Genomic DNA, 24,170 nt, shown 5'->3' with positions numbered 1-24,170 from the left:
GCAATCCTCTTTCTCAGTCGGATTCGCCGGAAGAATCATCAGCCGCAGGATCGGCCTGTTCCGGCCAGAGCCACGGATGCGGCGACGCGCGCCGATAACCTTCCGCTCCCATCAGCAGGTCCAGCGTGAGACTGGCGAGATCATCCGCGAACGGTTCGAAATCGTAGTCCTTCGACTGAATGCCGATCTTCCGGTAAGTATGGCATTCGTCGCACGACTCCGCCTTCAAGGATGCATTCTTCGAATCGGCTTCTCGCGTGGCCTCATCGGCGTCCTGCGAGCCGACTGCGTGATAGGCAATGCCTTTGGTCGAATCGCAGTTAGAGCATTTCGCGCGGACCATGTGCCACTCCGTCGCACACAGGCCGCATTGCAGGTAACGGTAATTGTCATACGCACCGCCCACGCGCACCATGCTAGCCACCGGATGCGATCCGCACACCGGACACAGGCCTAACGTCTCGATGTACGGCACCTCGCGCTTGTCGATGTCGGCAGCGAGGTCGGTCCATACGACTTGCAGCGCGGCCATGATGAACGGCGCGCTCGCCGGATCGACTTCCTCGAAGCGCTGCGCGAAAATCGCGTCGGCCTGGGCTTCGAGAGTGACTTTATCGAGTATTCGCAGTCTGGCGAGGAGCGCTTCGAGCGGCGGTGTGAGTGAACCGGCAGCTTGCACCTTGTCGAGCAATTGAAGCAAAACCCCGTGCCACGCGGGATCGCGCACGCCGGAGAGCGCCGGAATCAGCGGCATGGAATGCTGCTGCGCACTCGCGATCAACTCGGCGCTGGGCGGTTTCGCCTTGAAGCCGGTAATCACGGCTTGCTGCGCGTCCGCGAGCACGGCCATCAGACGCAAATAGCCGGCGATCGGATTGCTGAGCGCCGCCAATTGACGCAGCCGCGCGGCGCGCGCCGAAAACACCGCCAGCCGTTCCGGCGTACGGATGCGGGGAATCGCCGTGTGATCGAGCGATTCGATATCGCCGGCCTCAAGAATGCGTTGAACCAAAGTATCGACCTCTGAAAACTGCGCTGAAAACTGAAGAGCCGCCGCAGTTTGTCGAACAGGGGCGGCGGCTCGGGGTGCGTGGCAAATTGCGCCACGCGTATTTCCGATCCTACTTGCCGATGATTTCCTTGAACCAGTTCGGATGATGCTTTCTCGCCCAGCCGTAGGTCACAGTCCCGCGCGTCATCGCGCCGATCGAGCCCTTGATCCACAACGCCGCATAAATATGCACGACGATGCCGACGATCAACACGAACGCAGCCGCAGCATGAACCAGCGCCGCGAGGCGGATGATCTCGATCGGGAAATAGAACGAGAAATAGCGCCGCCAGATCACAATGCCGCTCGCCAGCAACAGCAGCAGGCAAATCACCATAGTGAAAAATAGCAGCTTTTGACCGGCGTTGTACTTTCCGATCGCAGGGAGCTTTTCCTCACGATTGTTGAGCACGTCGTCGATCTGCCTCATCCACTGGATGTCGGCTTTGTCCAGATAATTGTGATGCCAGAAGCGCAACGCAAGAATCAGGAACGACAGGAACATCACGCAACCGACAAACGGATGCAAAATCCGCGTCCATTGGCCGCCGCCGAAGATCGCGTACAGCCACGACATCGCCGGATGGAACATGGCGAGGCCGGACAGCGCCAGCAGAACGAACGTGATGGCGGTGATCCAGTGATTCGTCCGTTCATTCGGCGTGTAGCGCTGGATCAGGCTGTTGCCCTTCACGTCTTTCAGCACAACGTGCTCGTGATTGTCAGCGTGCTTCATCGGATGCCTCCCGCGAACGGCGTGCTTCATCAGCTTCGTGCTGTGCTTCGGCTTCTTCCGCCTCCGTCACCTCGTTCGGACCGACACGGGTGTAGTGGAAGAACCCTGCCACTGCAGCAAACGCGATCCCTGCCAGCGCCAGCGGTTTCGCCAGACCTTTCCATAGGTAAACCATCGCGCTGATCTTCGGATTCTGCGGCAAACCGTGATACAGGTTGGCTTTGTCGGCGTGGTGCAGCACATACATCACATGCGTGCCGCCCACGCCGGCAGGATCGTACAAACCGGCGTTCTGGAAACCGCGCTCCTTCAGATCGACAATCCGATCCGCCGCCTGCTGCTTCATGTCCTCCTTGGTGCCGAACATGATCGCGCCGGTCGGGCAGGTCTTCACGCACGCCGGCTCCTGACCGACAGCCACGCGATCCGAACACAGCGTGCACTTGTACGCACGGTTGTCCTTCTTCGAAATGCGCGGCACGTTGAACGGGCAACCGGTGATGCAATAGCCGCAGCCGATGCAGTTTTCCTCGTGAAAATCCACGATACCGTTCGTGTACTGCACGATCGCGCCCGGCGAAGGGCAGGCCTTCAGACAGCCTGGATCCTCGCAGTGCATGCAGCCGTCCTTGCGGATCAGCCACTCGAGATCGCCTTCGGTGTTCTCGTACTCCGAGAACCGCATGACGGTCCACGAATGCTCAGACAGATCGCGCGGGTTGTCATAGATGCCGGTTGTCGTGCCGATCTCGTCGCGCAGATCGTTCCACTCCATGCAGGCCGTCTGACACGCCTTGCAGCCAATGCACTTCGATACGTCGATGAGCTTGGCGACCGTGCCCGTCACCGGCTCACGCACTTGCGGTTCGGGCAAGGTCGTGGCCGAGAGGCGTTTGATATCCAGTGATTGCAGTGCCATCTCTTTTCCTTATGCCTTTTCGACCTTGACGAGGAACGACTTGAATTCCGGTGTTTGCGAATTCCCGTCGCCCACGGAAGGCGTCAGCGTATTGACGAGATAACCCGGCTTCGCGAGCCCCTTGAAGCCCCAATGCAACGGCAACCCGACTGTCTGGACCTTTTTCCCTTCGATCATCAGCGGCTTGATCCGCTTGGTGACGAGCGCCACGGCGATGATGTGCCCGCGATTGGACGACACCTTCACGCGATCCCCCGCGACCACGCCCACCTCCTTCGCCAGATCCTCGCCGATCTCCACAAACTGTTGCGGCTGCACAATCGCGTTCAAACGCGCGTGCTTGGTCCAGTAGTGGAAATGTTCGGTCAGACGATACGTGGTGGCCGTATGCGGGAAGTTCTCATGCGTGCCGAAAGCGGCCCGATCGTCCGGGAACACGCGCGCCGCCGGACTGCTGACGACCGCCTTGTTATCCGGATGCAGCGGGTTGTAGCCGAGCGGTGTTTCGAACGGTTCGTAGTGCTCGGGGAATGGACCTTCCACCAGACCGTCGCGCGAGAAGAAGCGCGCCACGCCCTCCGCATTCATGATGAACGGATTCATGCCGTTTTCAGGCGGCTCGTCCACCTTGAAGTCGGGAATGTCCGCACCGCTCCACGTCTTGCCGTTCCACGCGATCAGCTTGCGCGTGGAGTCGAACGGTTTGCCGCTGACGTCGCACGAAGCACGGTTGTACAGAATCCGCCGGTTCGCAGGCCACGCCCATGCCCAGTTCAACGTATTGCCGATGCCGGTCGGGTCCGAATTGTCGCGGCGGCCCATCTGGTTGCCCGCCTGAGTCCACGAACCGCAGAAGATCCAGCAACCGCTCGCAGTGCTGCCGTCGTCGCGCAATTGCGCGAAGCCCGCCAACTGCTCGCCCTTCTTCGCGAGCACCTTGGTTTTGTCGGTGGCGTCGGTCACGTCGGCGAGCGCCTTGCCGTTGAACTCCATGGCGATTTCTTCAGGCGTCGGGCTTTCCGGATCGGAGTAAGGCCAGCTCATGTTGAGAATCGGATCGGGATATTTGCCGCCGTTCTCCTTATAAGCCTTACGAATGCGCAGCCACAGCCCCGACATGATCTCGAGGTCGCTCTTCGCCTCGCCCGGCCCGTCGGCGCCCTGCCAGTGCCACTGCAGCACGCGGCTGGAACTGACCAGCGAGCCGCGTTCCTCAGCGAAACAGGTGGCAGGCAGACGGAAAACTTCGGTTTGAATCTTCGACGGATCGACGTCGTTGAACTCGCCGAAGTTCTTCCAGAACTCCGACGTTTCGGTGGCGAGCGGATCCATGATGACGAGCCACTTCAGTTTGGCCAGACTCGCGCCGATCTTCGCCTTGTTCGGCGCCGCGGCAAGCGGGTTGAAGCCCTGCGCGATGTAGCCGGTCATCTTGCCTTGATTCATCAGCTCGAAGACCTGCAGCATGTCGTATGACTTATCGAGCTTCGGCAGATAGTCGTAGCCGAAGTTGTTCTCGGCGGTCGCGTTATCGCCCCACCACGACTTCATGAAGCTGACATGAAACGCGCGGTAGTTGCGCCAGTAGCTCAACTGGTTCGGCCGCAACGGCTGGCTCGCGCGCTTCGTGATGAAGGCGTCGAAGTCCTGCTCGGCTTCCATCGGCAGCGTCATGTAGCCCGGCAACAGGTTCGACATCAAACCCAGGTCGGTTAAACCCTGAATGTTCGAGTGACCGCGCAGCGCGTTCATGCCGCCGCCCGCAATGCCGATGTTGCCCAGCAGCAATTGCACCATCGCGCCGGTGCGGATGATCTGCGCGCCGATCGAGTGATGCGTCCAGCCGAGCGCGTACAGGATCGTGCCGGCACGCCCCGGGACGGCCGTCGACGCCAGCATCTCGCACACCTTGAGGAATTTGTCCTTCGGCGTGCCGCAGGTCCGCTCGACCTGCTCGGGCGTATAGCGCGAGTAGTGCTGCTTCATCAACTGATAGACGCAGCGCGGGTGCTGCAGCGTCGGATCGATTTTGGCGTAACCGTCGTCGCCAATCTCGTAGTCCCACGTGCTCTTGTCGTAGCTGCGTTTATCCGCGTCGTAGCCGGAATACAGGCCGTCCGTGAACGAGAAATCCTCGCGCACGATGAACGGCATATCCGTGTAATTCTTGACGTACTCGTGCTGAATCTTGTCGTTGGTGAGCAAATAGTTGATCACCCCGCCCAGGAACACGATGTCCGAGCCGGTCCGAATCTGCGCGTAGTAGTCCGCGACCGAGGCCGTACGCGTAAAGCGCGGATCGACCACGATCAACCTCGCCTTGCGATGCGCCTTCGCTTCCGTGACCCACTTGAAACCGCACGGGTGCGCCTCGGCCGCATTGCCGCCCATCACCAGAATCACATCCGCGTTCTTGATGTCGACCCAATGGTTCGTCATCGCTCCACGGCCAAACGTCGGGGCAAGACCTGCCACCGTCGGGCCGTGTCAAACACGTGCCTGATTATCGAATGCGAGCATGCCAAGACTGCGGACAGTCTTGTGCGTCAAATATCCCACCTCATTGCTACCGGCCGATGCTGCGAGCATGCCGGTGGTCAGCCAGCGGTTGACCTTCTTGCCGTCTTCGGTCGTCTCGACGAAGTTGGCATCGCGGTCCTCCTTCATCAGTTTGGCGATACGATCGAGCGCGTCTTCCCAGGAAATCCGCTTCCATTCATTCGATCCAGCCGCGCGGTACTCCGGATACTTCAGACGGCTCGGACTGTGAATGAAGTCGATCAGGCTCGCGCCCTTCGGGCACAACGTGCCGCGGTTCACCGGATGATCGGGATCGCCTTCAATGTGGATGATGCTGGACTTTGCATTCTTGGCGTTGTCGCCAAGCCCATACATCAGGATGCCGCAGCCCACCGAACAGTACGGGCAGGTGTTGCGGGTTTCAGTTGTGCGCGACAGTTTGTACTGACGAACCTCGGCTAGCGCAGGTGCCGGAGAGAAGCCCATGAGGGCCAAACTTGATCCGGCGAGCGTGGTGGCGGAGACCTTCAAAAACTGTCGCCGGGACATGTGGGTCATGTAATGGCCTCGGCTCTTTTCGGGATACTAATAACGATTATAGAGGCCGATATGAAGTCTTGCAGCCAGACGGGCACGTCATCAACGTCGTTAAATATGAAGCGCCGCAGCCGGTTTCAATGAATCTGGGCACTATTCCTCTTGCATCAGTTGATTGCGTCCGCAACGACCAAGACCGTGGGCGCCCGCTGTCCTGCGCCGCGCGCGAACAACCGCCATAATGTGGTTATTCGAAGCCTGAAATCCGCGCCACACATGACCGACACCCTCCCCACCGCAAACCCTTCGCCCCGCCTGACCAGCCTGTCGCATGGCGGAGGCTGCGGCTGCAAGATCGCCCCCGGCCTGCTTGCCGATCTGCTCAAGCGCAGCGCGCCGCTGCCGTTCTTTCCCGACCTGCTGGTCGGCAACGATACCGCCGACGACGCCGCCGTCTACCGGCTCAACGACGAGCAGGCGATCGTCGCCACCACCGATTTCTTCATGCCGATCGTCGACGACCCGTTCGACTTCGGCCGCATCGCCGCAACCAATGCGCTGTCCGACGTCTACGCCATGGGCGGCAAGCCGATCATGGCGCTGGCGATCGTCGGCATGCCGATCAATGTGCTGCCGCACGACGTGATCGCGGCGGTGCTGAAGGGTGGCGAGTCCGTCTGCGCCGAAGCCGGCATTCCCCTCGCCGGCGGTCATTCGATCGATTCGGTGGAACCTATTTACGGCCTGGTAGCGATCGGTGTGGTCGATCCGCGGCGTGTCAAACGCAACGCCGGTGCGCGGGCAGGCGACGTGCTGATCCTCGGCAAGCCGCTGGGCGTGGGTGTGTTGTCGGCGGCGTTGAAAAAGGACCGGCTCGATTCAAACGGCTATGCCGCGATGATCGCGGCCACGACCAAACTCAACCGGCCGGGCGCGGCGCTGTCCACGCTCGACGGCGTGCATGCCCTCACGGACATCACCGGTTTCGGCTTGCTGGGCCATACGCTGGAATTAGCCCGCGGGTCGAATCTGACCGCCCGCGTGCGCTATGCGGATCTGCCGTGGCTGCCGGACGTGGTCAGCTTCGCCCAGGCCGGCATTTTTACCGGCGCTTCGGGGCGCAACTGGGACGCTTACGGTCAGGACATTGTTTTGCCTTCCTCATTGCCGTCGACGGCTCGCACCCTGCTCACCGATCCGCAAACCTCGGGCGGCCTGCTGGTGTCGTGCGCGCCAGAAGCCGTCGACGAAGTGCTCGCCCTGTTTCGCGCCGACGGTTTCGACGAGGCGTGCGTAATCGGGGAAATGGTCAGCGGAGAACGGCGAGTCGAGGTGATCTGAGGCGCGGACGGACCGACGGACAAAGCGAGGCACGGGCCTGGCAGATGGCTTCGTATTTCGCCTGATGCATGGCCTGGCATATGGCTTGAAGGCGAAACGGAACGGCTCGCCAGCCGGCATTGACGGCGCATGCGATAATTTCGCTTCTGCCGCCGGTCCGTTTCGTCCGTAACCCCTTGAAAAACCTACTTGTCAGCCTAGATCAAGCCGGTGATTTCGATGAAATCATCGACGTGCGCACGCCTTTAGAATTCGCCGAAGACCACATTCCCGGCGCGCTCAACGCGCCTGTGCTGAGCAACGAAGAGCGTGTTCTGGTCGGCACGACTTACAAGCAGGTCTCGCCATTCGAAGGCACCCGGATCGGCGCGGCGCTGGTTGCGCGCAACATCGCGCACCACCTGGAAACGACTTTCGCCGACCGGCCGCGCAACTGGCGGCCGCTGATCTATTGTTGGCGCGGCGGGAAACGTTCGGGTTCGGTCACGACGTTGTTCAATATGATCGGCTGGCAGGCACGTCAGCTGGACGGCGGCTATAAAAGCTATCGGCGCGCGACGCTGGACACCCTCGAGACGTTGCCGAAGAAGTTCAACTACATCGCGATAGTGGGCCCGACCGGCAGCGGCAAGACACGCCTGCTCGAGGCGCTGCGCCTGGCGGGCGCGCAGACGCTGGATCTCGAAGCGCTGGCTGCCCATCGCGGCTCGCTGCTGGGCGCGTGGGCAGGCATTGAGCAGCCGTCGCAAAAGCGCTTCGACACGCTGCTGGTGAGCGCCCTGCGCACGTTCGATCCCAAACGGCCGGTGTTCGTCGAAGCGGAGAGCCGGCGGATCGGTTCGATTGCGCTGCCGCTCGCGCTCCTCGACACGTTTCATCAGGGCGCCTGTGTCGAAGTGTTATCGAGCCATGAAGACCGCGCGGCGTTCCTGCTGCACGACTATGCGCATCTGTTCGACGATCCTGAATCGTTGAAAGCGCAGTTGCAGAAGATGATCGGTTTGCATAGCCGCGAACGTGTCACGGGCTGGCAACACCTCGTCGATGAAAATAGCCGGGCCGAGCTCGCTCGCGAGCTGATCGGGCAGCACTATGATCCAGCGTATGCGCGCAGCAGCCATCAGCATTTCGTGCAGTTGCCGCGGGCGTTGCAAATGAATTTTCGGCCCAACGACACCGATCTCGTTGAACAGGCAAAAGCCCTGCTTGCCCAACTCGATAACAGCGCGCTCGCTGTCATCTGACTAAAAACTAACGTTTAAGACCATCCAATATGCAATCAACCCTTCGGCAGCCCCGCGTCGCCCTTGGCTGGATCGTGTTCCTGCTGATCGCCGTCGTCGGCCTCTTCTATGTGAAGTGGTTTCCGTACTACAACCGCGCGTTCGTCGCCGCGAGTCAGCATTCCATCGGCAAGTCGATCCTGATGGGCACGGCGTCGAGCGCACCGGCGGCCTCGTGGCAGGCGGCCATCGATTACGCGCTGGCCTACGGCAAGGCGATCTGGCAAGCCATGGTGCTCGGCCTTCTGCTGGGCTCGGCGGTACAGGCGCTGATTCCGCCGCAATGGGTCGCACGCGCGCTCGGCCGGACCGATTTCAGCAGCGTGGTGAAGGGCGGCCTGATGTCGTTGCCGGGCATGATGTGCACGTGCTGCGCGGCGCCGGTCGTGGCCGGCTTGCGCGCCCGTCAGGCCGCACCGGGCGCGGCGATCGCGTTCTGGCTGGGCAATACCGCTTTGAACCCGGCCACGCTGATCTTCATGGGCTTCGTGCTCGGCTGGCAATGGATGGGTTTGCGGCTCGCCCTCGGCCTCGTGATGGTGTTCGGCCTCGGCTATCTGGTGAACCGCATGGTCACGCCGAAGGAAGCCGAAGCGTCGCGCGAAGCCATGGTGCAACTCGTCACCACCGACGATCCGGGCACCGCGTTCACACGCTGGGTGAAAATCCTCGGAACAATGACGCTGCGGCTGATTCCTGAGTACATCGTCCTGGTGCTGATTCTCGGCGCAGCGCGAGCATGGCTGTTCCCGCACATCGGACCCAGCATCGATAACAGCCTGCTGTGGATCGTCGCTTTGGCGATCGCCGGAACCTTGTTCGTGATTCCGACCGCGGGCGAAGTACCGATCATTCAGGCCATGCTCTCCTTCGGCATGGCCGCAGGCCCGGCCGGCGCGTTGCTGATGACGCTGCCGCTGATCAGCGTGCCGTCGATGGCCATGCTTGGGCGCTCGTTCCCCAGGCGCGTGCTGACGGTCGTGGCGCTGGCCGTGGTGGTTTGCGGGGTGGTCAGCGGGTTATTGGCTATTGCATTGGGGTTTTAAAGCATGAAACGTATTGCAGCATTCGCAGCTACTAGCTGGTCAGCCGCGGCCCTTCTTTACTTCGGACAGCATTCGGTAGCGCTGATCGTGGTAAGCGGGGTTGTCGTGCTGGCCGGCTTCGACCTGCTCCGTCCTTGACGGGATCTACGTCGGACGAATCGTCGCCGACTCGAGCGCCATCCTGCGACGCGCGCCGATCAGCGCGGCCAAAGCCGTGCCAATCCCTAACGCGAACAGGCACGCTGTCGGCACCAGCATCGGCGCGACATGGCTGTGTGCCACCTTGCCGACATAAGGCATCAGGTTCTGCCCGGCAAAGCCGCCGAGATTGCCGATCGCGTTGATCGCCGCCACGCTCGCTGCGGCTCTTGCGCCGGAGAAGAACCGCGGGGGCAGCGACCAGAAGCAGGGATAGAGCAACGGGATACACGCCCCGCCGAGACACAGCGCGGCGAAACGCAACGACGGGGTCGGCAGGACGAGGCTCGACGCAAAGCAAACGACGCCGATGCCGGCCACCACGCTCATTGCCTTCAACACGACGCGCTCACGCTTGAGCTTGCCGGGCAGCCACAGCAGAAGCAGTGTCGCGAGCGCCCACGGAATCATGTTCAGCAGACCGTTCAGCGACGACGACACGCCATCGCTTTTCAGCAGCGTCGGCATCCAGTAGGTCACCCCGTACAACGACGTCGACATCAGCATGTATGTCAACGCGAACATGAGAACCTTCGGATCGAGCAAGGCACCCCATGGCCGCGTCGCCTTGGCGTCATCCGACGCTTCCCGCTTGAGCGCGGCGATGACGACGTCCTTCTCCTGCTGCGAAAGGAACGGCGCTTCCTGCACGGAATTCGGCAAGAATTTGAGCGCGACGAACGCAATCAGAATGGCGGGAATGCCAGTGGCGATAAACACCCACTGCCAACCCGCGATGCCCCATGTGCCGCCCAACGTCAGCAGAAGGCCACCGACCAGCGAGCCCAGCATGTTGGCGAGCGAACTGCCCAGCGTGAAGAACCCCAGCACCTTGGTGCGATAGCTTTGTGGGAACCACTGCGTGAGGTAGTAGATGACGCCGGGATAAAAACCGGCTTCGGCAACGCCCAGTGCGAAGCGAAAGGAATAGAAGACGGGCAGCGAACGCGCGAACGCCATCAGCACCGTGACCACGCCCCAGGTCATCATGATGCGGGCGAGCCAGGTCCGCGCGCCGAAGCGATGCAACGCCAGTGTGCTGGGCACCTCGAAGATGAGATAGCCGATGAAGAACAGCGAGGCGCCCAGCCCGTATGACGCTTCCGTCATGCCGAGAGCATGCACCATCTCCAGCTTGGCGAAACCGACGTTCTGGCGGTCGATAAACGAAATCAGAAACATGACGATCAGAAGCGGCATCAGCCGCCACGCCATCTTCTTCATTACCTGCTGCTCAAATCCTGCCTGCGTAGACATGTCCGCTCCGGTTTTCTCGCCGGCCGCCATCGACACTCGCCTCGCGGCATGGCAGCCGCTACGTCGAGGGAAACGGCCAGATTGATGTAGTCATATATATGTTTATATGAACTGGCATCGGACACCATGAGGTGATACCCGAATAGGCGCATGCGGCCCCAGCGGTCCTGGCGGCGCTGCGTTCAAAAAGCGGGGTGAGGTTGAGGCGGATCAGCTCCGCTGTATTCCAGCGGGCCGCCGACTCAGCGGATTTCCACCTGGTACTGAAACGTCGTGGCGGCGCCGCGCGTGCTGCGCCATTCGAACGGCGTGCCCGCGAAGTCCGACGCGACACGCTGGACCTGAATGACAGGGCTGCCGACCGCTACATCGAGAAGCGAGGCATCGTCGGATGTAGCTTGTTCTACTCTTAAGATTTCCGTAGCGGACGCCACGATCTGCCGGCAAAGACGCTCATACAACGGATACAGCAAGTCCTCGAAATCGCCGAGCGGCAACGTGGCCAAGGGTTCGAAACGCGCACGCGGCAACCAGATTTCTTCAGACAGAACCGCTTGGCCTTCGATCAGCCGCACACGCGAAAGGTGGATCGCTTTCTCGGAGGCTTTCATCCGCAACGTAGAGCGAATTTCTTCGCCAGGTTTCACGATCTCGCGCTTGAGCACGCGCGCGGTCGGCCGCACCGGCTCGCCGTCGCGCGACTTGAAACGGAAGAAGCGAAACAGCGACGAATCGAAACGGGGCCGGCGAATAAATGTGCCCTTGCCCTGGCTGCGCGTGAGCACGCCGTCGACAACGAGCAGATCAATCGCTTTACGAACCGTGCCAGTGGAGACGTTATAAAACTGCCCCAACTCAGCCTCGGTGGCGATGGGTTCCTCCAGGGCCCACTCACCTGCAGCAATCCGGCCAACCAGGTCGTCACGCAATTGCTGATAACGGGGCAACCGACCATCCGGCTTGGTCACGAAAGAGGTTGCGTCCATAGCATTCATATAGTTGTTCAGAGGAGTAACTACTGTACAACATCCCACAACAGCAACGGGAGCAAGGGTTAATACTCAATGACTTTTGGCGGCTTTGCGACCACCATTCATGTAGTCATATATATGACTACATGATAAGCACGACGGAGACGGCTATGTTCACGTGGTACAAACAAGGCACGCCCCTTGAACGCAACACCTTCTGGGGGTGCTTTGCGGGTTGGGGGCTCGACGCGCTCGATGTGCAGATGTTCACCCTGGCCATCCCCGCGATCATTGCCGCGTACGGCATCGACCACACGCAGGCCGGCGCGATCAGCAGCGTGACGTTGATATCTTCGGCGCTCGGCGGCTGGATCGCAGGCGCGTTGTCGGACCGCATCGGACGCGTTCGGACGTTGCAAATAACGATCCTCTGGTTCGCCGGCTTCACCTTTCTCTGCGCGTTCGCCCAGAACTTCCCGCAACTCCTGGTTCTCAAGGCGCTTCAAGGATTTGGATTCGGCGGCGAGTGGGCGGCAGGTGCGGTACTGATGGCGGAAACCATTCGCACCGAACACCGCGGCAAGGCGATGGGTGCCGTGCAAAGCGCCTGGGCGGTCGGTTGGGGCGCGGCCGTGCTCGTGTATGCCGCGGCGTTCTCCTGGTTACCCTCGGACACCGCATGGCGCGTGATGTTCGCCGTCGGCCTCGTGCCGGCCGGCCTGGTTCTATTCGTGCGGCGCAATCTGAAGGAACCGGCACGCGTCGCGCCGGCAAGCGCTGCTCCCAAGGTCTCGGTGCTCGGGCAGATAACCCAGGTCTTCCAGCCGCGCGTGCTCCGGACCACCGTGATCGGCGCCGTGCTGGGCACCGGCGCTCACGGTGGGTACTACGCGATCATGACATGGCTGCCCACCTTCCTCGCCAAAGAACGGCACCTGTCGGTTCTGAACACCGGTGGCTATCTGGCGGTCGTCATCGTGGCCTTCTGGTGCGGCTGCATGGCGAGTGCTTATCTGCTCGACCGCATTGGCCGCCGGCGCAACGTCGCCCTCTTCGCGTTCTGCTGCATCGTGACGGTTCTCGCTTACGTGATGCTGCCGCTGACCAACACGCAAATGCTCGTGCTGGGCTTCCCACTCGGCTTGTTCGCCGCGGGCATCCCAGCGAGCCTCGGCCCGCTTTTCAACGAACTGTATCCGGCTGACATGCGCGGCACAGGCGTCGGATTCTGCTACAACTTCGGACGGATCGCCTCGGCGGGTTTCCCTGTGCTCGTCGGCTACATGAGTCATTCGATGTCGCTCGGTATGGCAATCGGAATCGACGCGGCCATTGCTTACGGCCTCGCGATGATCGCTGTGTTGCTGCTTCCCGAGACGCGCGGCAAACGTCTGCGTGGCGTGGTGCCCGAATCGGCGCCCGATGCCGTCGACAACGCGCGATTGACCCTGGACCCGCCGCGGGGCTGATCATGAGTGCTCCCGTATCCCTCGCTCAGTCCCACTCCTGCCGCGTGGACACTCACGCGCACGTCTTCGAGAGAGGCTTGCCGCTCACGGATAGCCGGCGCTACGCGCCTGGCTACGACGCAACGCTCGACACGTATTTGCAATTGCTGAACGCGCACGACATCGGGCGCGCGGTTCTCGTGCAACCGAGCTTTCTCGGGACGGACAATCGCTACCTGCTGCAAGCACTGTCGCGAGACACGCATCGCTTAAGGGGCGTAGCGGTGGTTGCGCCCGATGCTTCAGAGGAAGCGCTAGCCGAGCTGCATGGTCGAGGCATAACCGGCATACGGCTCAATCTGATCGAGCAGGCATTGCCGGATCTGGGAGAGAAATCATGGACGCCGTTGTTCGAACGATTGTCAAGACTGGGTTGGCACATCGAACTACACCGGAATGCGCAGGACCTGGCACCGATGCTCGACCGGTTGCTGGAAGCCGGCGTACCCGTGGTCGTCGATCATTTCGGACGCCCCGACCCTGAGAAAGGAATTCACGATCCCGGCTTCAAGACCTTGCTCGGTTATGGCGGAACCGGCCGCGTGTGGGTCAAGCTCTCGGGCGCCTACCGATGTGCGGTTCCCGGTTCTGCCTTTGTGCATGAGGCGACGAGCCAGCTTGTCGAACACTTCGGTGCTGAGCGGCTGATGTGGGGAAGCGACTGGCCCCATACGCAGTACGAACAGGTGATGAACTACGGCCAGTCGTTATCGACGCTATTGGAACTCGGCCTGGACGCAGCGATGGTCGACACGATTCTATGCACGACCCCTGCGTTGTTCTACGGATTCGAACAGCGAACGAATCAGGCTGTGGCGAAATACAGGCAATACGAAGGGGAGAAACTGACAGGACAGCCGCACGATGACGACGTGCGCCGATGCGATGCGAGAACATGACAGTAGACGAAAGCGGAACCGCTTTCGTCTACGTCACATATGCGTTGGTAGGCTCGATTGGATTCGAACCAACGACCCCCACCATGTCAAGGTGGTGCTCTAACCAACTGAGCTACGAGCCTTTAGAGGCGCGAATTATAGAGACTCCGGGCGCGTCGCACAAGCCCTGCGCGGCAAGTATGTTCGCGGACGAGCGTCCGCCGGTTCGTTCGGTAATTCGTACGCGGTTCGTTGTTCAACCCGCTTCAGTTCGTCGACATCCACTCGGTCTGCACGTCCAGCGGAAAAACTGGCCGCTTCACGTGCTCGAACTTGAACAGCCCGTAATCCGAACTCGTCACACCGCGGCTATCGCACTCCACCAGTCCGGCGGCGATCGGCACAAAAACCGGCCGGCAGTACATGCGTGATTTGAGCAACAGGAAACGCGCGCGGCGCGGATCGATGCCGACGCTCTCGAATACGCCGAGGTCCCAGGGTTCATGCGTGCGCTCGGTCATCACGAGCTTGACCGTGCCGGTGTCGAGCACCGCCGCGCGCCCCATGAACGCGCGCTGACCTGTGTAGGTCGGGCCGCTGATCACGTATTCGCCATCGGTCAGCGCACGCACTACACCGGTCACAGCGACCGGCGGCTGCGGCGTCACCGCGCTGCTTGCGACCTTGTTGCCGATCGTCACCGTCACCGTGCTGCCGACGCCCGCCGCCATCAGCGCCGCGACGGCCTGCGGATCGCATAACGGACCGCTTACGACCCCTTCGAGCTTCTGCTTAAGCGCCTCCTCCAGCAGGTCCATCGTGTCGCACGTGCCGCCCGACATGCAGTTGTCGCCGTGATCGAGCAATAGCACGGGTTTGTCCGCGCCCTGCGCGAGCGCTGCGGCCTGTGCGACCGATTCGGCCAGCGGCGCGCTGCGATAAACGAAATCCTCGCGCTCGTTCCAGATCTGTCGCGCGATGCGCTCCGCCACGGCTTCCGCCTGCGCACGCTCGCCGTTCGCCACCACCACGACGCTGATACACGGCGCCTCGATATCAGCGAGCGAGAAGCCGGACAGCACCGACACAGCAAGCATGCCATCGGCCTCTGCCGCGCGCGCGGCGGCTACCGCGCGCTTCATCGCGCCTTCGGCCGTCGCGCTGCGCAGCGTATGCGTGAGCAGCGGCGGCTGGCGCCATGCGATCACTGGCTTCGCCCTGCCGTGGACCAGGTCGAACAGCAAACGCGCCGCATGCGCGCCGGTCTCGTACATATCGACGTGCGGATAGGTTTTGAAACTGACGATCACGTCGGCGTTGTCGATCATCTTCTGCGTGACGTTGCCATGCAGATCGAGTGCGACAGCAATCGGCGCATCGGGCAGCGCGGCGCGCACGCGTTCGAGCAGATCGCCTTCGCCGTCGTTCGTATTCTCGGCGACCATCGCACCGTGCAGGTCGAGCATCACGGCATCGCAGCCCGTTGTGGCCGCAACGATTGCATCGCAGATCGCGTCGTACGCGGCGGCTTCGACGGGTCCGCTCGGATTCGCCGATGCGGAAATGGGCGTCACGATTCCAGCATGCTCGCGCTCGGCTGCATCGATGAACGCGGCCATTGCCGTCTGCATGCCCTTGTTGTCGTTGAGCGCGTCTTCGCCGTAGCTCGGGCCATTGCGGCCGAACGCTGCAAGTGGCGTGGCCACTGGCGAGAACGTGTTGGTCTCGTGGTTCATCCTTGCAATCAGGACTTTCATGCTTCCGTGCCCCCCGCCACTTGCGCGGCGTTCAGCATCGCCTGCAACAGCACGTTGCAGCCGGCTTCCAGATGGTCCGCGCGTGCGTCTTCGATTTCGTTGTGGCTGATGCCGTCCTTGCACGGTACGAAGATCATCGCTGCGGGTGCGACACGTGCGAGATAGACGGCGTCGTGACCAGCGCCGCTGATGACGTCCATCGACGAAAAACCGAGCGTGTCCGCACCTTGCTGAACCGCGGCGACCAGGTCCGCCGCGAACGGTTGGGGCGGAAAATACACCACTTGTTCGACGTCGACCGTGATGCCGGCCCTCTCACCCGCAGTCGAGCAAGCAGCGCGTAGTGCGGCATCCATCTCAGTGAGCGAGGCATCGTCAGCGGCACGCAGATCGACCGTTAAGGTCACGCGGCCTGGGATCACGTTGCGCGAATTCGGATGCACGTCGAGCCAGCCGACCGTGCCGCGTCCGTGCGGCGCGTGATCGAGAGCAATGCGATTCACCGCGTGAATCAGATCCGCTGCGACGAGCAATGCGTCGCGACGCAGTTCCATCGGTGTAGGCCCGGCGTGCGCTTCCATGCCGTGCACTGTTACGTCGTACCAGCGCTGACCTAGCGCACCCTGTACGACGCCGATCGTCGTGTCATGCGCCTCCAGCACCGGCCCTTGTTCGATATGCGCTTCGAAATACGCGCCGACCGCATGAGGCTTCCCGCTTTCGCCTGCGTAACCGATTGATGTAAGTGCGTCGCGCACCGAGATGCCCTCGCGATCGCGTTGTTCGAGTGCATGCTCCAACGTGAACGCACCGGCGAACACGCCTGAACCCATCATCACCGGCACGAAACGCGAACCCTCTTCATTGGTCCACACCGCGACTTCCAGCGGCGCGAGCGTCCGCACGTTGGAGTCGGCCAACGTGCGCAACACTTCAAGACCAGCCAGCACACCGTAATTGCCGTCGAACTTGCCGCCCGTGGGCTGTGTATCGATGTGGCTGCCGGTCATCACCGGTGGCAGGTCGTCACGCAAACCCGCGCGACGCGCGAAGATATTACCGATAGCATCGATCCGCACGCTGCACCCAATCTCTTTTGCCCACGCGATAAAGAGGTCGCGCGCCTTGCGGTCCAGGTCAGTCAACGCGAGCCGGCACACACCGCCCTTATTCGTCGCGCCGATTTGCGCGAGTTGCATGAGACTGTCCCAGAGCCGTGCGCCGTCGACACGCAGATCAGCGAGTGTCGCGACGGTTTTTGATTCATGAACTTGCATCGATGCTTCCTCGTAATGAAGACAGCGTCGGCGTCAGACGACGCCCACGCCCAGATAACGGTCCTTGATCGAATCGTCGGCGGCGAAGGAAGCGTTGTCGCCTTCGTAGACGATCACGCCTTGTTCGATGATGTAATGGCGATCCGCGAGTTGTGTGCAGACTTCCAGATTCTGCTCAACCAGCAGAATCGCCACGCCCGCTTCACGGATCAACTTGAGTTGCGCGACGATCTCTTCGACGATCACCGGCGCGAGACCTTCAACCGGTTCGTCGAGCATTAACAATCGCGGATGATTCATCAACGCACGACCGATTGCGAGCATCTGCTGTTCGCCGCCGGAGAGTTGCGCACCACCGTTCGTGCGCCGCTCTTTCAGGCGCGGGAAAATGCGGTAGATGTCGTCGAGTTGCCACGGCGAATCCTTGCGCGCGCCGAGCCGCAGGTTTTCTTCGACGGTCAGCAGACGAAAGACGCCGCGATGTTCGGGCACGAAGCACACGCCGCGCGAAGCGATCTTGTGCGGCGGCATGCCGTTGATGGCAACGCCATTGAATGTCACCGTCCCGCGCTGTGGTGCGACGACGCCGGCAATGGCCTTGAGCGTGGTCGACTTACCTGCGCCGTTACGGCCTAACAGCGTGACCGTCTCACCATCATTGATTTGCAGGGACACACCTTGCAGGATGTGGCTTTTGCCGTAGAAGCCGTGAATCTGCTGTACGTCGAGAATCATGCGCGGCCTCCGGTGATCATGTTGCCGAGATAGGCGCTGCGTACACGCTCGTCGCCGCGAATATCGTCGGGGCGCCCTTCCACCAGCACGCGTCCTTGCTGCATGACGGTGATCGTGTCGGAGATGTCCATCACGATGCCCATGTTGTGTTCGATCAGCACAACGGTGTAATCGTCGCGCAGGCCGCGGATCAATTGCTTCATGTCGTCGAGGTCGTCGATGCCCATGCCGGAAGTCGGTTCGTCCAGAAAGATCGCCTTGGGCCGCGCTGCGAGCGCCATGCCGACTTCAAGCCGCCGCTGCTGACCATGCGACAGCGCGCCCGCAGGCACCTCGCTAAAGCGCTGCAACGCGAGGCGTTCAAGCACACTGTCGACGGTGTCCGCGTGGGTGAGTGCACCGTGCGGCGGCGTCCATGCGTTCAACGCACGCACCGCGTCGACACCTTGCGCGGCGAGCCGCAGATTTTCGCGCACACTCAGATTGGCGAACAGACTCGTCACCTGAAACGAACGCGCGACGCCGCGACGCACGCGTTTATGGTCGGGCTCATGCGTCACGTCATGACCGTCGAAGATGATCTTCCCTTCGGTGATGGGCAACGTGCCAGTCAACACGTGAAACAGCGTCGTCTTGCCCGCGCCATTCGGACCGATCACCGAATGCACGGTACGTGGCATGACGCGCAGATTGACTTCGGAGAGCGCCGTGAATTTGCCATACCGCTTCACCACGCCGCTCGCTTGCAGAATCGCTTCGCTCATACGCGCTCCCTGGTTGCGTGGTTGTCTGCGCTGTTGCCTGTATCGTTGTCAGCGTCTGTGGATGAGTTACGCCGCAGTGCCTGCCAGATTCGTTCGCCCAAACCCCATAGCCCACGCTGCATGAAAAGGCTAACGGCGATCAGCACGATACCGAGCAGCAACAGCCAGCGCGGCCATAGCGTGGACAACCAGTCGGCGAACAGCACATAGAACGCCGCGCCCAGCACCGATGCGAACAGATTGCCCGTGCCACCGATCACTGTCATCACGAGAATCATCTCGCTCGTGTGGTAATCGATATTGGACAGCGGCGCGATGCCGGTCATCAGCGCATGCAACGCGCCAGCGAGGCCCGTCACCGCGCCAGATAACACGAAGGCCATGAGCTTGAAGCGTTTGACGTCGTAGCCAACCGCGGCTGCACGCGCCTCGTTGTCGCGAATCGCCAGCAACGTGCGGCCGAACACCGAGTGCGAGACACGCATCAGCAACCAGAACACCACGAGGAACAGCACGGCGACGAAACCGTAGTACTGCCACGGCGAAGTCAACGGCACGAGTGCCTTGCCGAATAACCCCAGCGCCGGGCGCGGGATGTCGAGCAAACCGTTGTCACCTCCGGTCAGATCGGGCGTGGTGTAGGCAAGGAAGTAGAACAACTGCCCGAATGCGAGCGTCAACATGACGAAGTACGTGCCGCGTTGGCGAATCGAAAACCAGCCGACCAGCGCAGCGGCAGCCGCGCCGATCACGATCGCGGCAAGCAGCGCCACAGGTATCGGCATGCCCGTTTTGGTAAGGACGAGGCCTGCGCAATAGCTGCCGAGTCCAAAGAAGATGCCCTGTCCGAAGGAAAGCAAACCCGTATGGCCGAGCAGCAGATTGCAACCGAGTGCGGCCAGCGCGAACACCAGTACTTCCGTGGCTAACGATCCGGAACGCAGCGTCAGCGGCAATACGCACACGACCAGCAACACAAGCAACAGAAAGCGATAGCGATGCAACGCGTGCTTCAGGCTGTGTTGAGCAGGCCGGGAAGAAGTGTCATGAACACCAGGTTTCGAGGTATCGATCATGCCGCTCTCCCGAGCAGGCCGTTCGGCCGTAGCAGCAGCACGGCGGCCATCGCGACATAAATCATCAGCCGTGCGCCTTCCGGCCACAGCGTACTCATCACGCTCTGCACGATGCCGACCAGCAACCCGCCAACCAGCGCGCCCAGAAAGTTGCCCATTCCACCGACTACCACCACCACGAACGCGACGCTGAGCGCCTCGATGCCCATGAACGGATCGACACCGCGAATCGGCGCGGCAAGCACACCGGCCAAAGCGGCAGTGGCGGCGCCCAGCGCGAACACCAGGCTGAAAACGCGCATCACGTTGATGCCAAGCAGCGACACCATCTCCGTCGATTCACTGCCGGCGCGCACCGCGCTACCGAGCCGTGTACCCTCCAGCACCCACCACAACAGCGCAGCCAGCACAGCCGTGAAGCCAATCACAAACAGGCGGTATTTCGGGTACACGAAACTGCCCCAGATCACGACGCCGTTCAACATGTCGGGAACCGGCACGTTGTCGCCGAGCGGCCCCCAGATCAGGATCGCGCATTCCTGCACGACGAGGGCGAGACCGACCGTCACGAGAATATGAAACTCATGCTGTTGCGCGTAGACGTGCCGCAGAATCAACTTCTCGACGATCCACGCAAGCGCGCCGACGACGATCGGCACGACGACGAGCGCGGTCCAGAAATTCATCGACCACTGCATCGCCTGATAGCAAAAGTACGCGCCGAGCAGATAGAACGCGCCGTGCGCGAAATTCACGAAACGCAGCAGGCCGAACACGATCGACAAGCCGACCGCGAGCAGGAAATACAGCATTCCCACTCCGATGCCGTTGACGATCTGCAGGAGATAAACGTTCATGGCGTCCGTCTAAAGGGTGTAGCGATGGTGTGCCGCTAATGAACGCGCCGCGTTACTTGCGGCACGGATGCATCAGGCCATCTTGCAGCCGGTCTTGTCGAGCGCGAGGAACGACTGGCCGGAGCTCACGATATCCGCGTAGTCGTCGGCGTTTTTCATCTTGTTCTTCGCCTTGCCCTTCAACAGATAGTAGTTCTTCAGTACCTGATGGTCGCCCTTGCGGACCTCCTCCGGACCGGTCAAACCGTCGTATTTCATCCCCTCGAGCGTTGCGACCACCTTCTTCGGATCGACTGTGCCCGCTTTCACGATGCCATCGAGCAAGATCTTTGTGCAGATGTAAGAACCCGCGAGGCTGTAGTTGGGATTGGCCTTGAATGCAGCATTGCTGCGCTTGACGAGATCGCGATTGAGCGGCGAGTCGATGTCGTGCCAATACTGTGCGCCGAAATAGACGCCTTCGCACAGGTCCGCACCGAGCGATTCGAACTGCTCCAGCCCGGAAGCCCACGCGAGCAGAATCGTGCAATTGTTCTTCATGCCGAAGCTCACGGCCTGGCGCAACGTGTCGGACGATTGCGAACCGAAGTTGAGAATCAGCAGGACGTCGGGCTTCGCGGCGACTGCATTCGTCAGATAGCCGCTGAATTCCTTCTCGTTGAGCGAGTGGTAGCTATTGCCCACGTGCTCAATGCCCTTCTCCTTGAAAATCGCCTTGGCTGCCGATAGCAAACCGTCGCCGAATACGTATTGCGGTGTGATGGTGTACCAGCGTTTTGCTTTCGGCATCATCTGGATCAACGGGCGCACGGTCTGGTCGATCGCACCGTAGGTCGGCACGGACCAGCGGAAAGTCGCGTCGTTGCAGTCTTTTCCAGTGATTTCGTCCGCGCCCGCCGTGGTGATAAAGATGCCGTCGGCCTTCTGCACTTCCTTGCCCATCGCCAAAGCTTCGGAGGACAAAATACCGCCCGCGAAGAAACGTGCATTCTTCTGCTGCGCGATTTCCTGCACGCGGCGCACTGCCGTCGCGGGCTTGCCTTCCGTATCGAGCACCGTGTACGCGAGCGGTTGACCGAGTACCTTGCCGTACTGCTCGATAGCGAGCTTCATGCCGAGGTCGGCATACTTGCCGTTCGCCGCGAACGGGCCCGACATCGGCACCGGACAGGCGAACTGCAAGGTCCCGGCCTGCGCGAACGCGCTACGCGCGACCAGCGAGCCCAACGTCCCCGGAACGGCCGACAGCGCGGCCAGCTTCAACATATTTCGGCGATTCAAAATGACGCTCCTTATGAAAGAGACACGCACTGACCGACTGCGAAACTGAAAGACTGCGCGGGCGACGACGAAAGCCTGCTGGTCGCCGAGAAGTTTTCCACCACACCGGCTTTGTTCTATTTATCATGATAAATAGGTTGGACTCGATCGTAGGTACAATAAATTCGAGTGTCAATAAGGCAAAATTCCTGGCGGCAGCGGCACGGCTTTCCGTGCCATGGCAGGCCCGGCGGCCCGTCGAAAGCATGCAGGACAAAACTGGGAGTAACGAAAATGGCCATCGACCGCGCCAAGGCTGGCGCCGCGATTGAGATCAAGCAGCAAAAGCGCGGCGATCTGGTCGCCGAGGAGATCAAGCGGCTCATCACTGAGAAAGACCTGAAACCGGGTGACCGCCTGCCGCGTGAGGTGGAATTGCAGCAGCTCTTTTCGGTGAGCAAAAGCACGATTCGCGAGGCGCTGAAGTCGCTCGAGGTGCAAGGTCTCATCAAGGTGACCACGGGCCCTAGCGGCGGCGGCATGGTGGTTGAAGTGCCGCTCGATCGCACACTACAGCTCTTGCAGAACTACCTGTTCTTCAAGGATGTATCGATCGACGACATTTACACCGTGCGTAAATTGCTGGAGCCGGAGCTGGCGGCGGGTGCGGTGCCGCATCTGACGGAGCAGGACTTCGAGGCGCTCGAAGCAAGCATTGCGTGCTGCGACCGGCCGGCTTCGTCGCATGGCGGACAGGACATCGTTCGGCAACGTCAGGAAGACGTCAATTTTCACGACATCCTCGCGGCGGCGAATCCCAATCCGTTCCTGCGGTTCAGTTGCGAGTTGATCAACGAAATGATCCGGCAATTGATCGAGTTTCGTAACGATACGCCGCAGGTCGAACATGAACGTTTCGGTCTCGCCAACGTGAAGATTCACAAAGCGATCACGAAAGCGGCGCGTGAACGTGACGTGGAAAAGGTGCGCGAGTTGATGGTGGTCCACATGACCGAGGCGCCACGTTATGTGAAACGGATGAAGGGTAAGTTGCGTGGCCGGCTGATTCTCGATTCGGAGATTCGCCGGCGTGTGAGGGCGCGTAGTGTGGCGCCGGCTGATGAGCCGGATCAGGAGTGAAGCCGATTTGACAGGTGCCGCGGGCTGGATGGCGCGGCGCTTGCAGCGGAATGTGGGTTGCTTGCCTAGGTCTGAAGTGTACTAACAGGGTGTCCACGGTCGACCAAACCGCCGGGCACAACGACCAGGCAGGGCCTGGTGTATCCGGTCGCCATGATGCGGGACCGGGTGTTCAAGAGACTGTTCGATTCGACACTGCGACAAAACGAGGGGAATCGAAACACCCGTGCAATCGAGATGAAAGTTCGGGTGTACCGGTCAATCTATGCCGATTGGCTTAGGACCGCCATCCCACCGCTTTCGACGGCCAAATTGGGGCGTGGTAGCCGCGTAATAAGGGCTCAACCTTTTACCGCCCGCGCCGTTATTGCATCTGCACAGGCATAACACTGGACCGTCATGGCACAACCTATTCCGTTTTCCCGCAAAACTGGCGCTGCACGTGCTCGGCATGACAAAGCCATGCTGCTGCCAATCGCACGGCAGGTCGCCGACGACCTTGCCCTGCGCGTGCATCTGGCGCTCGACGCCTTGCGCCGGGGTGCCGGCAGCACGAACGATGCGCAAACGCTCACCCAGGTCATGCTGTTGACGGGTTTTCTGGCTGAATCCGGTTTTGGCTCGACGACGGGCGAACAGATCGGTGCGGCGGAGAGCGTCGTGTCGGCGGTTTTCGATGCCGGCCGTGAGACCGGCGAGTGGAGATTGGACAGCGCGGGGTTCGCGCTTTTCGCCGAAATCGCATCGAACTACGATCGGCAACTGCACAGCGCGCCCCTTTGGGCGATCACCGACGCCAGTGAACGACTTGACCGCTTCACCGCAGGCTTGTCGTATCAGACGCCGGTGCGGAAAAGGGCTTAAACGGATGAGATGATGCAGGACGGTGGGCGGAGTACCGTCGGCGATTTTGAGGTATTGCTGATAGGGAGTGAGACCGGAGGAACAGGAGCGCTTCGGACATGGTCTCACGGCGACGATGTTTTCTGCGCCTGTTTTGTGCCGGTAAACGCAGAAACCCCACCTTTGCGGGGTGGGGTTTCTGGTCTTGCTGGGGAG

At 61.1% G+C, this 24,170-nt stretch carries 21 protein-coding genes and 1 tRNA gene; 8 read left to right on the top strand and 14 right to left on the bottom strand.

Annotation, left to right across the window (positions count from 1 at the left end; genetic code table 11):
- Positions 1-13: 13 nt before the first annotated feature.
- The 4 genes from fdhE to fdnG form a co-directional block, all read right to left on the bottom strand.
- Positions 14-1,012 carry a formate dehydrogenase accessory protein FdhE gene (gene fdhE / locus M0D67_RS38180; RefSeq protein ID WP_266242515.1) on the bottom strand — a complete coding sequence of 333 codons (999 nt, stop codon included), beginning with the start codon at positions 1,010-1,012 and terminating at the stop codon, positions 14-16.
- A 109-nt stretch (positions 1,013-1,121) separates the two neighbouring features.
- Positions 1,122-1,787, bottom strand: coding sequence for a formate dehydrogenase subunit gamma (locus M0D67_RS38175; RefSeq protein ID WP_266242513.1), 666 nt, complete (start codon positions 1,785-1,787; stop codon positions 1,122-1,124).
- The gene (gene fdxH / locus M0D67_RS38170) at positions 1,774-2,706 is read right to left on the bottom strand and encodes a formate dehydrogenase subunit beta (RefSeq protein ID WP_097394619.1); all 933 of its coding nucleotides are present in this window, start codon (positions 2,704-2,706) and stop codon (positions 1,774-1,776) included. Before fdxH ends, M0D67_RS38175 begins: the two co-directional genes overlap by 14 nt.
- A gap of 9 nt (positions 2,707-2,715) precedes the next feature.
- Positions 2,716-5,784, bottom strand: a complete 3,069-nt coding sequence (gene fdnG, locus M0D67_RS38165) for a formate dehydrogenase-N subunit alpha (protein WP_266242511.1) — start codon at positions 5,782-5,784, stop codon at positions 2,716-2,718.
- A 255-nt stretch (positions 5,785-6,039) separates the two neighbouring features.
- Here fdnG and selD point away from each other — a divergent pair, with 255 nt between their 5' ends.
- From selD to M0D67_RS38145, 4 genes are all read left to right on the top strand, one after another.
- On the top strand, positions 6,040-7,104 hold the full coding sequence (selD, locus tag M0D67_RS38160; protein WP_266242509.1) for a selenide, water dikinase SelD: 1,065 nt from the start codon (positions 6,040-6,042) through the stop codon (positions 7,102-7,104).
- Positions 7,105-7,280: 176 nt separating this feature from the next.
- On the top strand, positions 7,281-8,348 hold the full coding sequence (gene mnmH / locus M0D67_RS38155; RefSeq protein ID WP_266242507.1) for a tRNA 2-selenouridine(34) synthase MnmH: 1,068 nt from the start codon (positions 7,281-7,283) through the stop codon (positions 8,346-8,348).
- Between the two features lie 29 nt (positions 8,349-8,377).
- On the top strand, positions 8,378-9,433 hold the full coding sequence (locus M0D67_RS38150; protein ID WP_266242504.1) for a permease: 1,056 nt from the start codon (positions 8,378-8,380) through the stop codon (positions 9,431-9,433).
- A gap of 3 nt (positions 9,434-9,436) precedes the next feature.
- Positions 9,437-9,571, top strand: a complete 135-nt coding sequence (locus M0D67_RS38145) for a hypothetical protein (protein WP_266212432.1) — start codon at positions 9,437-9,439, stop codon at positions 9,569-9,571.
- Positions 9,572-9,577: 6 nt separating this feature from the next.
- Here the strand turns inward: M0D67_RS38145 and M0D67_RS38140 are convergent, their stop codons facing one another.
- Together M0D67_RS38140 and M0D67_RS38135 are read right to left on the bottom strand one after the other, a co-directional pair.
- Positions 9,578-10,888: an MFS transporter gene (locus M0D67_RS38140; RefSeq protein ID WP_266242502.1), complete on the bottom strand. Its 1,311-nt coding sequence runs from the start codon at positions 10,886-10,888 to the stop codon at positions 9,578-9,580.
- Positions 10,889-11,130: 242 nt separating this feature from the next.
- Positions 11,131-11,874 carry a GntR family transcriptional regulator gene (locus tag M0D67_RS38135; RefSeq protein ID WP_266242500.1) on the bottom strand — a complete coding sequence of 248 codons (744 nt, stop codon included), beginning with the start codon at positions 11,872-11,874 and terminating at the stop codon, positions 11,131-11,133.
- A 155-nt stretch (positions 11,875-12,029) separates the two neighbouring features.
- Here M0D67_RS38135 and M0D67_RS38130 point away from each other — a divergent pair, with 155 nt between their 5' ends.
- Positions 12,030-13,328: an MFS transporter gene (locus tag M0D67_RS38130; RefSeq protein WP_211702429.1), complete on the top strand. Its 1,299-nt coding sequence runs from the start codon at positions 12,030-12,032 to the stop codon at positions 13,326-13,328.
- A gap of 2 nt (positions 13,329-13,330) precedes the next feature.
- Entirely contained in the window at positions 13,331-14,266 is a 936-nt protein-coding gene (locus M0D67_RS38125; protein ID WP_266242498.1) for an amidohydrolase, read from the top strand.
- Positions 14,267-14,311: 45 nt separating this feature from the next.
- Here M0D67_RS38125 and M0D67_RS38120 read toward each other — a convergent pair.
- The 8 genes from M0D67_RS38120 to M0D67_RS38085 form a co-directional block, all read right to left on the bottom strand.
- A tRNA-Val gene (locus M0D67_RS38120) sits at positions 14,312-14,388 on the bottom strand.
- Between the two features lie 123 nt (positions 14,389-14,511).
- Positions 14,512-16,002 carry a M81 family metallopeptidase gene (locus M0D67_RS38115; RefSeq protein ID WP_266242496.1) on the bottom strand — a complete coding sequence of 497 codons (1,491 nt, stop codon included), beginning with the start codon at positions 16,000-16,002 and terminating at the stop codon, positions 14,512-14,514.
- The gene (locus tag M0D67_RS38110) at positions 15,999-17,279 is read right to left on the bottom strand and encodes a Zn-dependent hydrolase (protein WP_266242494.1); all 1,281 of its coding nucleotides are present in this window, start codon (positions 17,277-17,279) and stop codon (positions 15,999-16,001) included. The genes M0D67_RS38115 and M0D67_RS38110 overlap by 4 nt, the downstream gene beginning before the upstream one ends.
- Positions 17,280-17,312: 33 nt before the next feature.
- Complete coding sequence (locus M0D67_RS38105) at positions 17,313-18,014, bottom strand: ABC transporter ATP-binding protein (RefSeq protein ID WP_154558185.1); 702 nt, start codon at positions 18,012-18,014, stop codon at positions 17,313-17,315.
- A complete protein-coding gene (locus tag M0D67_RS38100; RefSeq protein WP_266242491.1) occupies positions 18,011-18,778 on the bottom strand; it encodes an ABC transporter ATP-binding protein in 768 nt (255 codons plus the stop codon). The genes M0D67_RS38105 and M0D67_RS38100 overlap by 4 nt, the downstream gene beginning before the upstream one ends.
- Positions 18,775-19,854, bottom strand: coding sequence for a branched-chain amino acid ABC transporter permease (locus M0D67_RS38095; protein WP_266242489.1), 1,080 nt, complete (start codon positions 19,852-19,854; stop codon positions 18,775-18,777). The genes M0D67_RS38100 and M0D67_RS38095 overlap by 4 nt, the downstream gene beginning before the upstream one ends.
- A complete protein-coding gene (locus M0D67_RS38090; protein ID WP_054036982.1) occupies positions 19,851-20,711 on the bottom strand; it encodes a branched-chain amino acid ABC transporter permease in 861 nt (286 codons plus the stop codon). Before M0D67_RS38090 ends, M0D67_RS38095 begins: the two co-directional genes overlap by 4 nt.
- Before the next feature lie 72 nt (positions 20,712-20,783).
- Positions 20,784-21,992 (bottom strand): ABC transporter substrate-binding protein, encoded by a 1,209-nt coding sequence (locus tag M0D67_RS38085; RefSeq protein ID WP_266242484.1) that lies wholly within the window; start codon positions 21,990-21,992, stop codon positions 20,784-20,786.
- 273 nt (positions 21,993-22,265) lie between these two features.
- On the opposite strand from M0D67_RS38085, the gene M0D67_RS38080 reads away from it, so the two are divergent.
- The gene (locus tag M0D67_RS38080; RefSeq protein ID WP_154558181.1) at positions 22,266-23,111 is read left to right on the top strand and encodes a FadR/GntR family transcriptional regulator; all 846 of its coding nucleotides are present in this window, start codon (positions 22,266-22,268) and stop codon (positions 23,109-23,111) included.
- 399 nt (positions 23,112-23,510) lie between these two features.
- A complete protein-coding gene (locus M0D67_RS38075) occupies positions 23,511-23,975 on the top strand; it encodes a hypothetical protein (RefSeq protein ID WP_266242481.1) in 465 nt (154 codons plus the stop codon).
- The last annotated feature ends 195 nt before the right edge of the window (positions 23,976-24,170 follow it).

The sequence above is a fragment of the Paraburkholderia sp. SECH4 genome, from assembly GCF_030511745.1.
Taxonomy (GTDB): Bacteria; Pseudomonadota; Gammaproteobacteria; order Burkholderiales; family Burkholderiaceae; genus Paraburkholderia; species Paraburkholderia madseniana.
The sequence above is the reverse complement of the archived record's forward strand: the minus strand, read 5'-3'. Positions and strand labels throughout refer to the sequence as shown.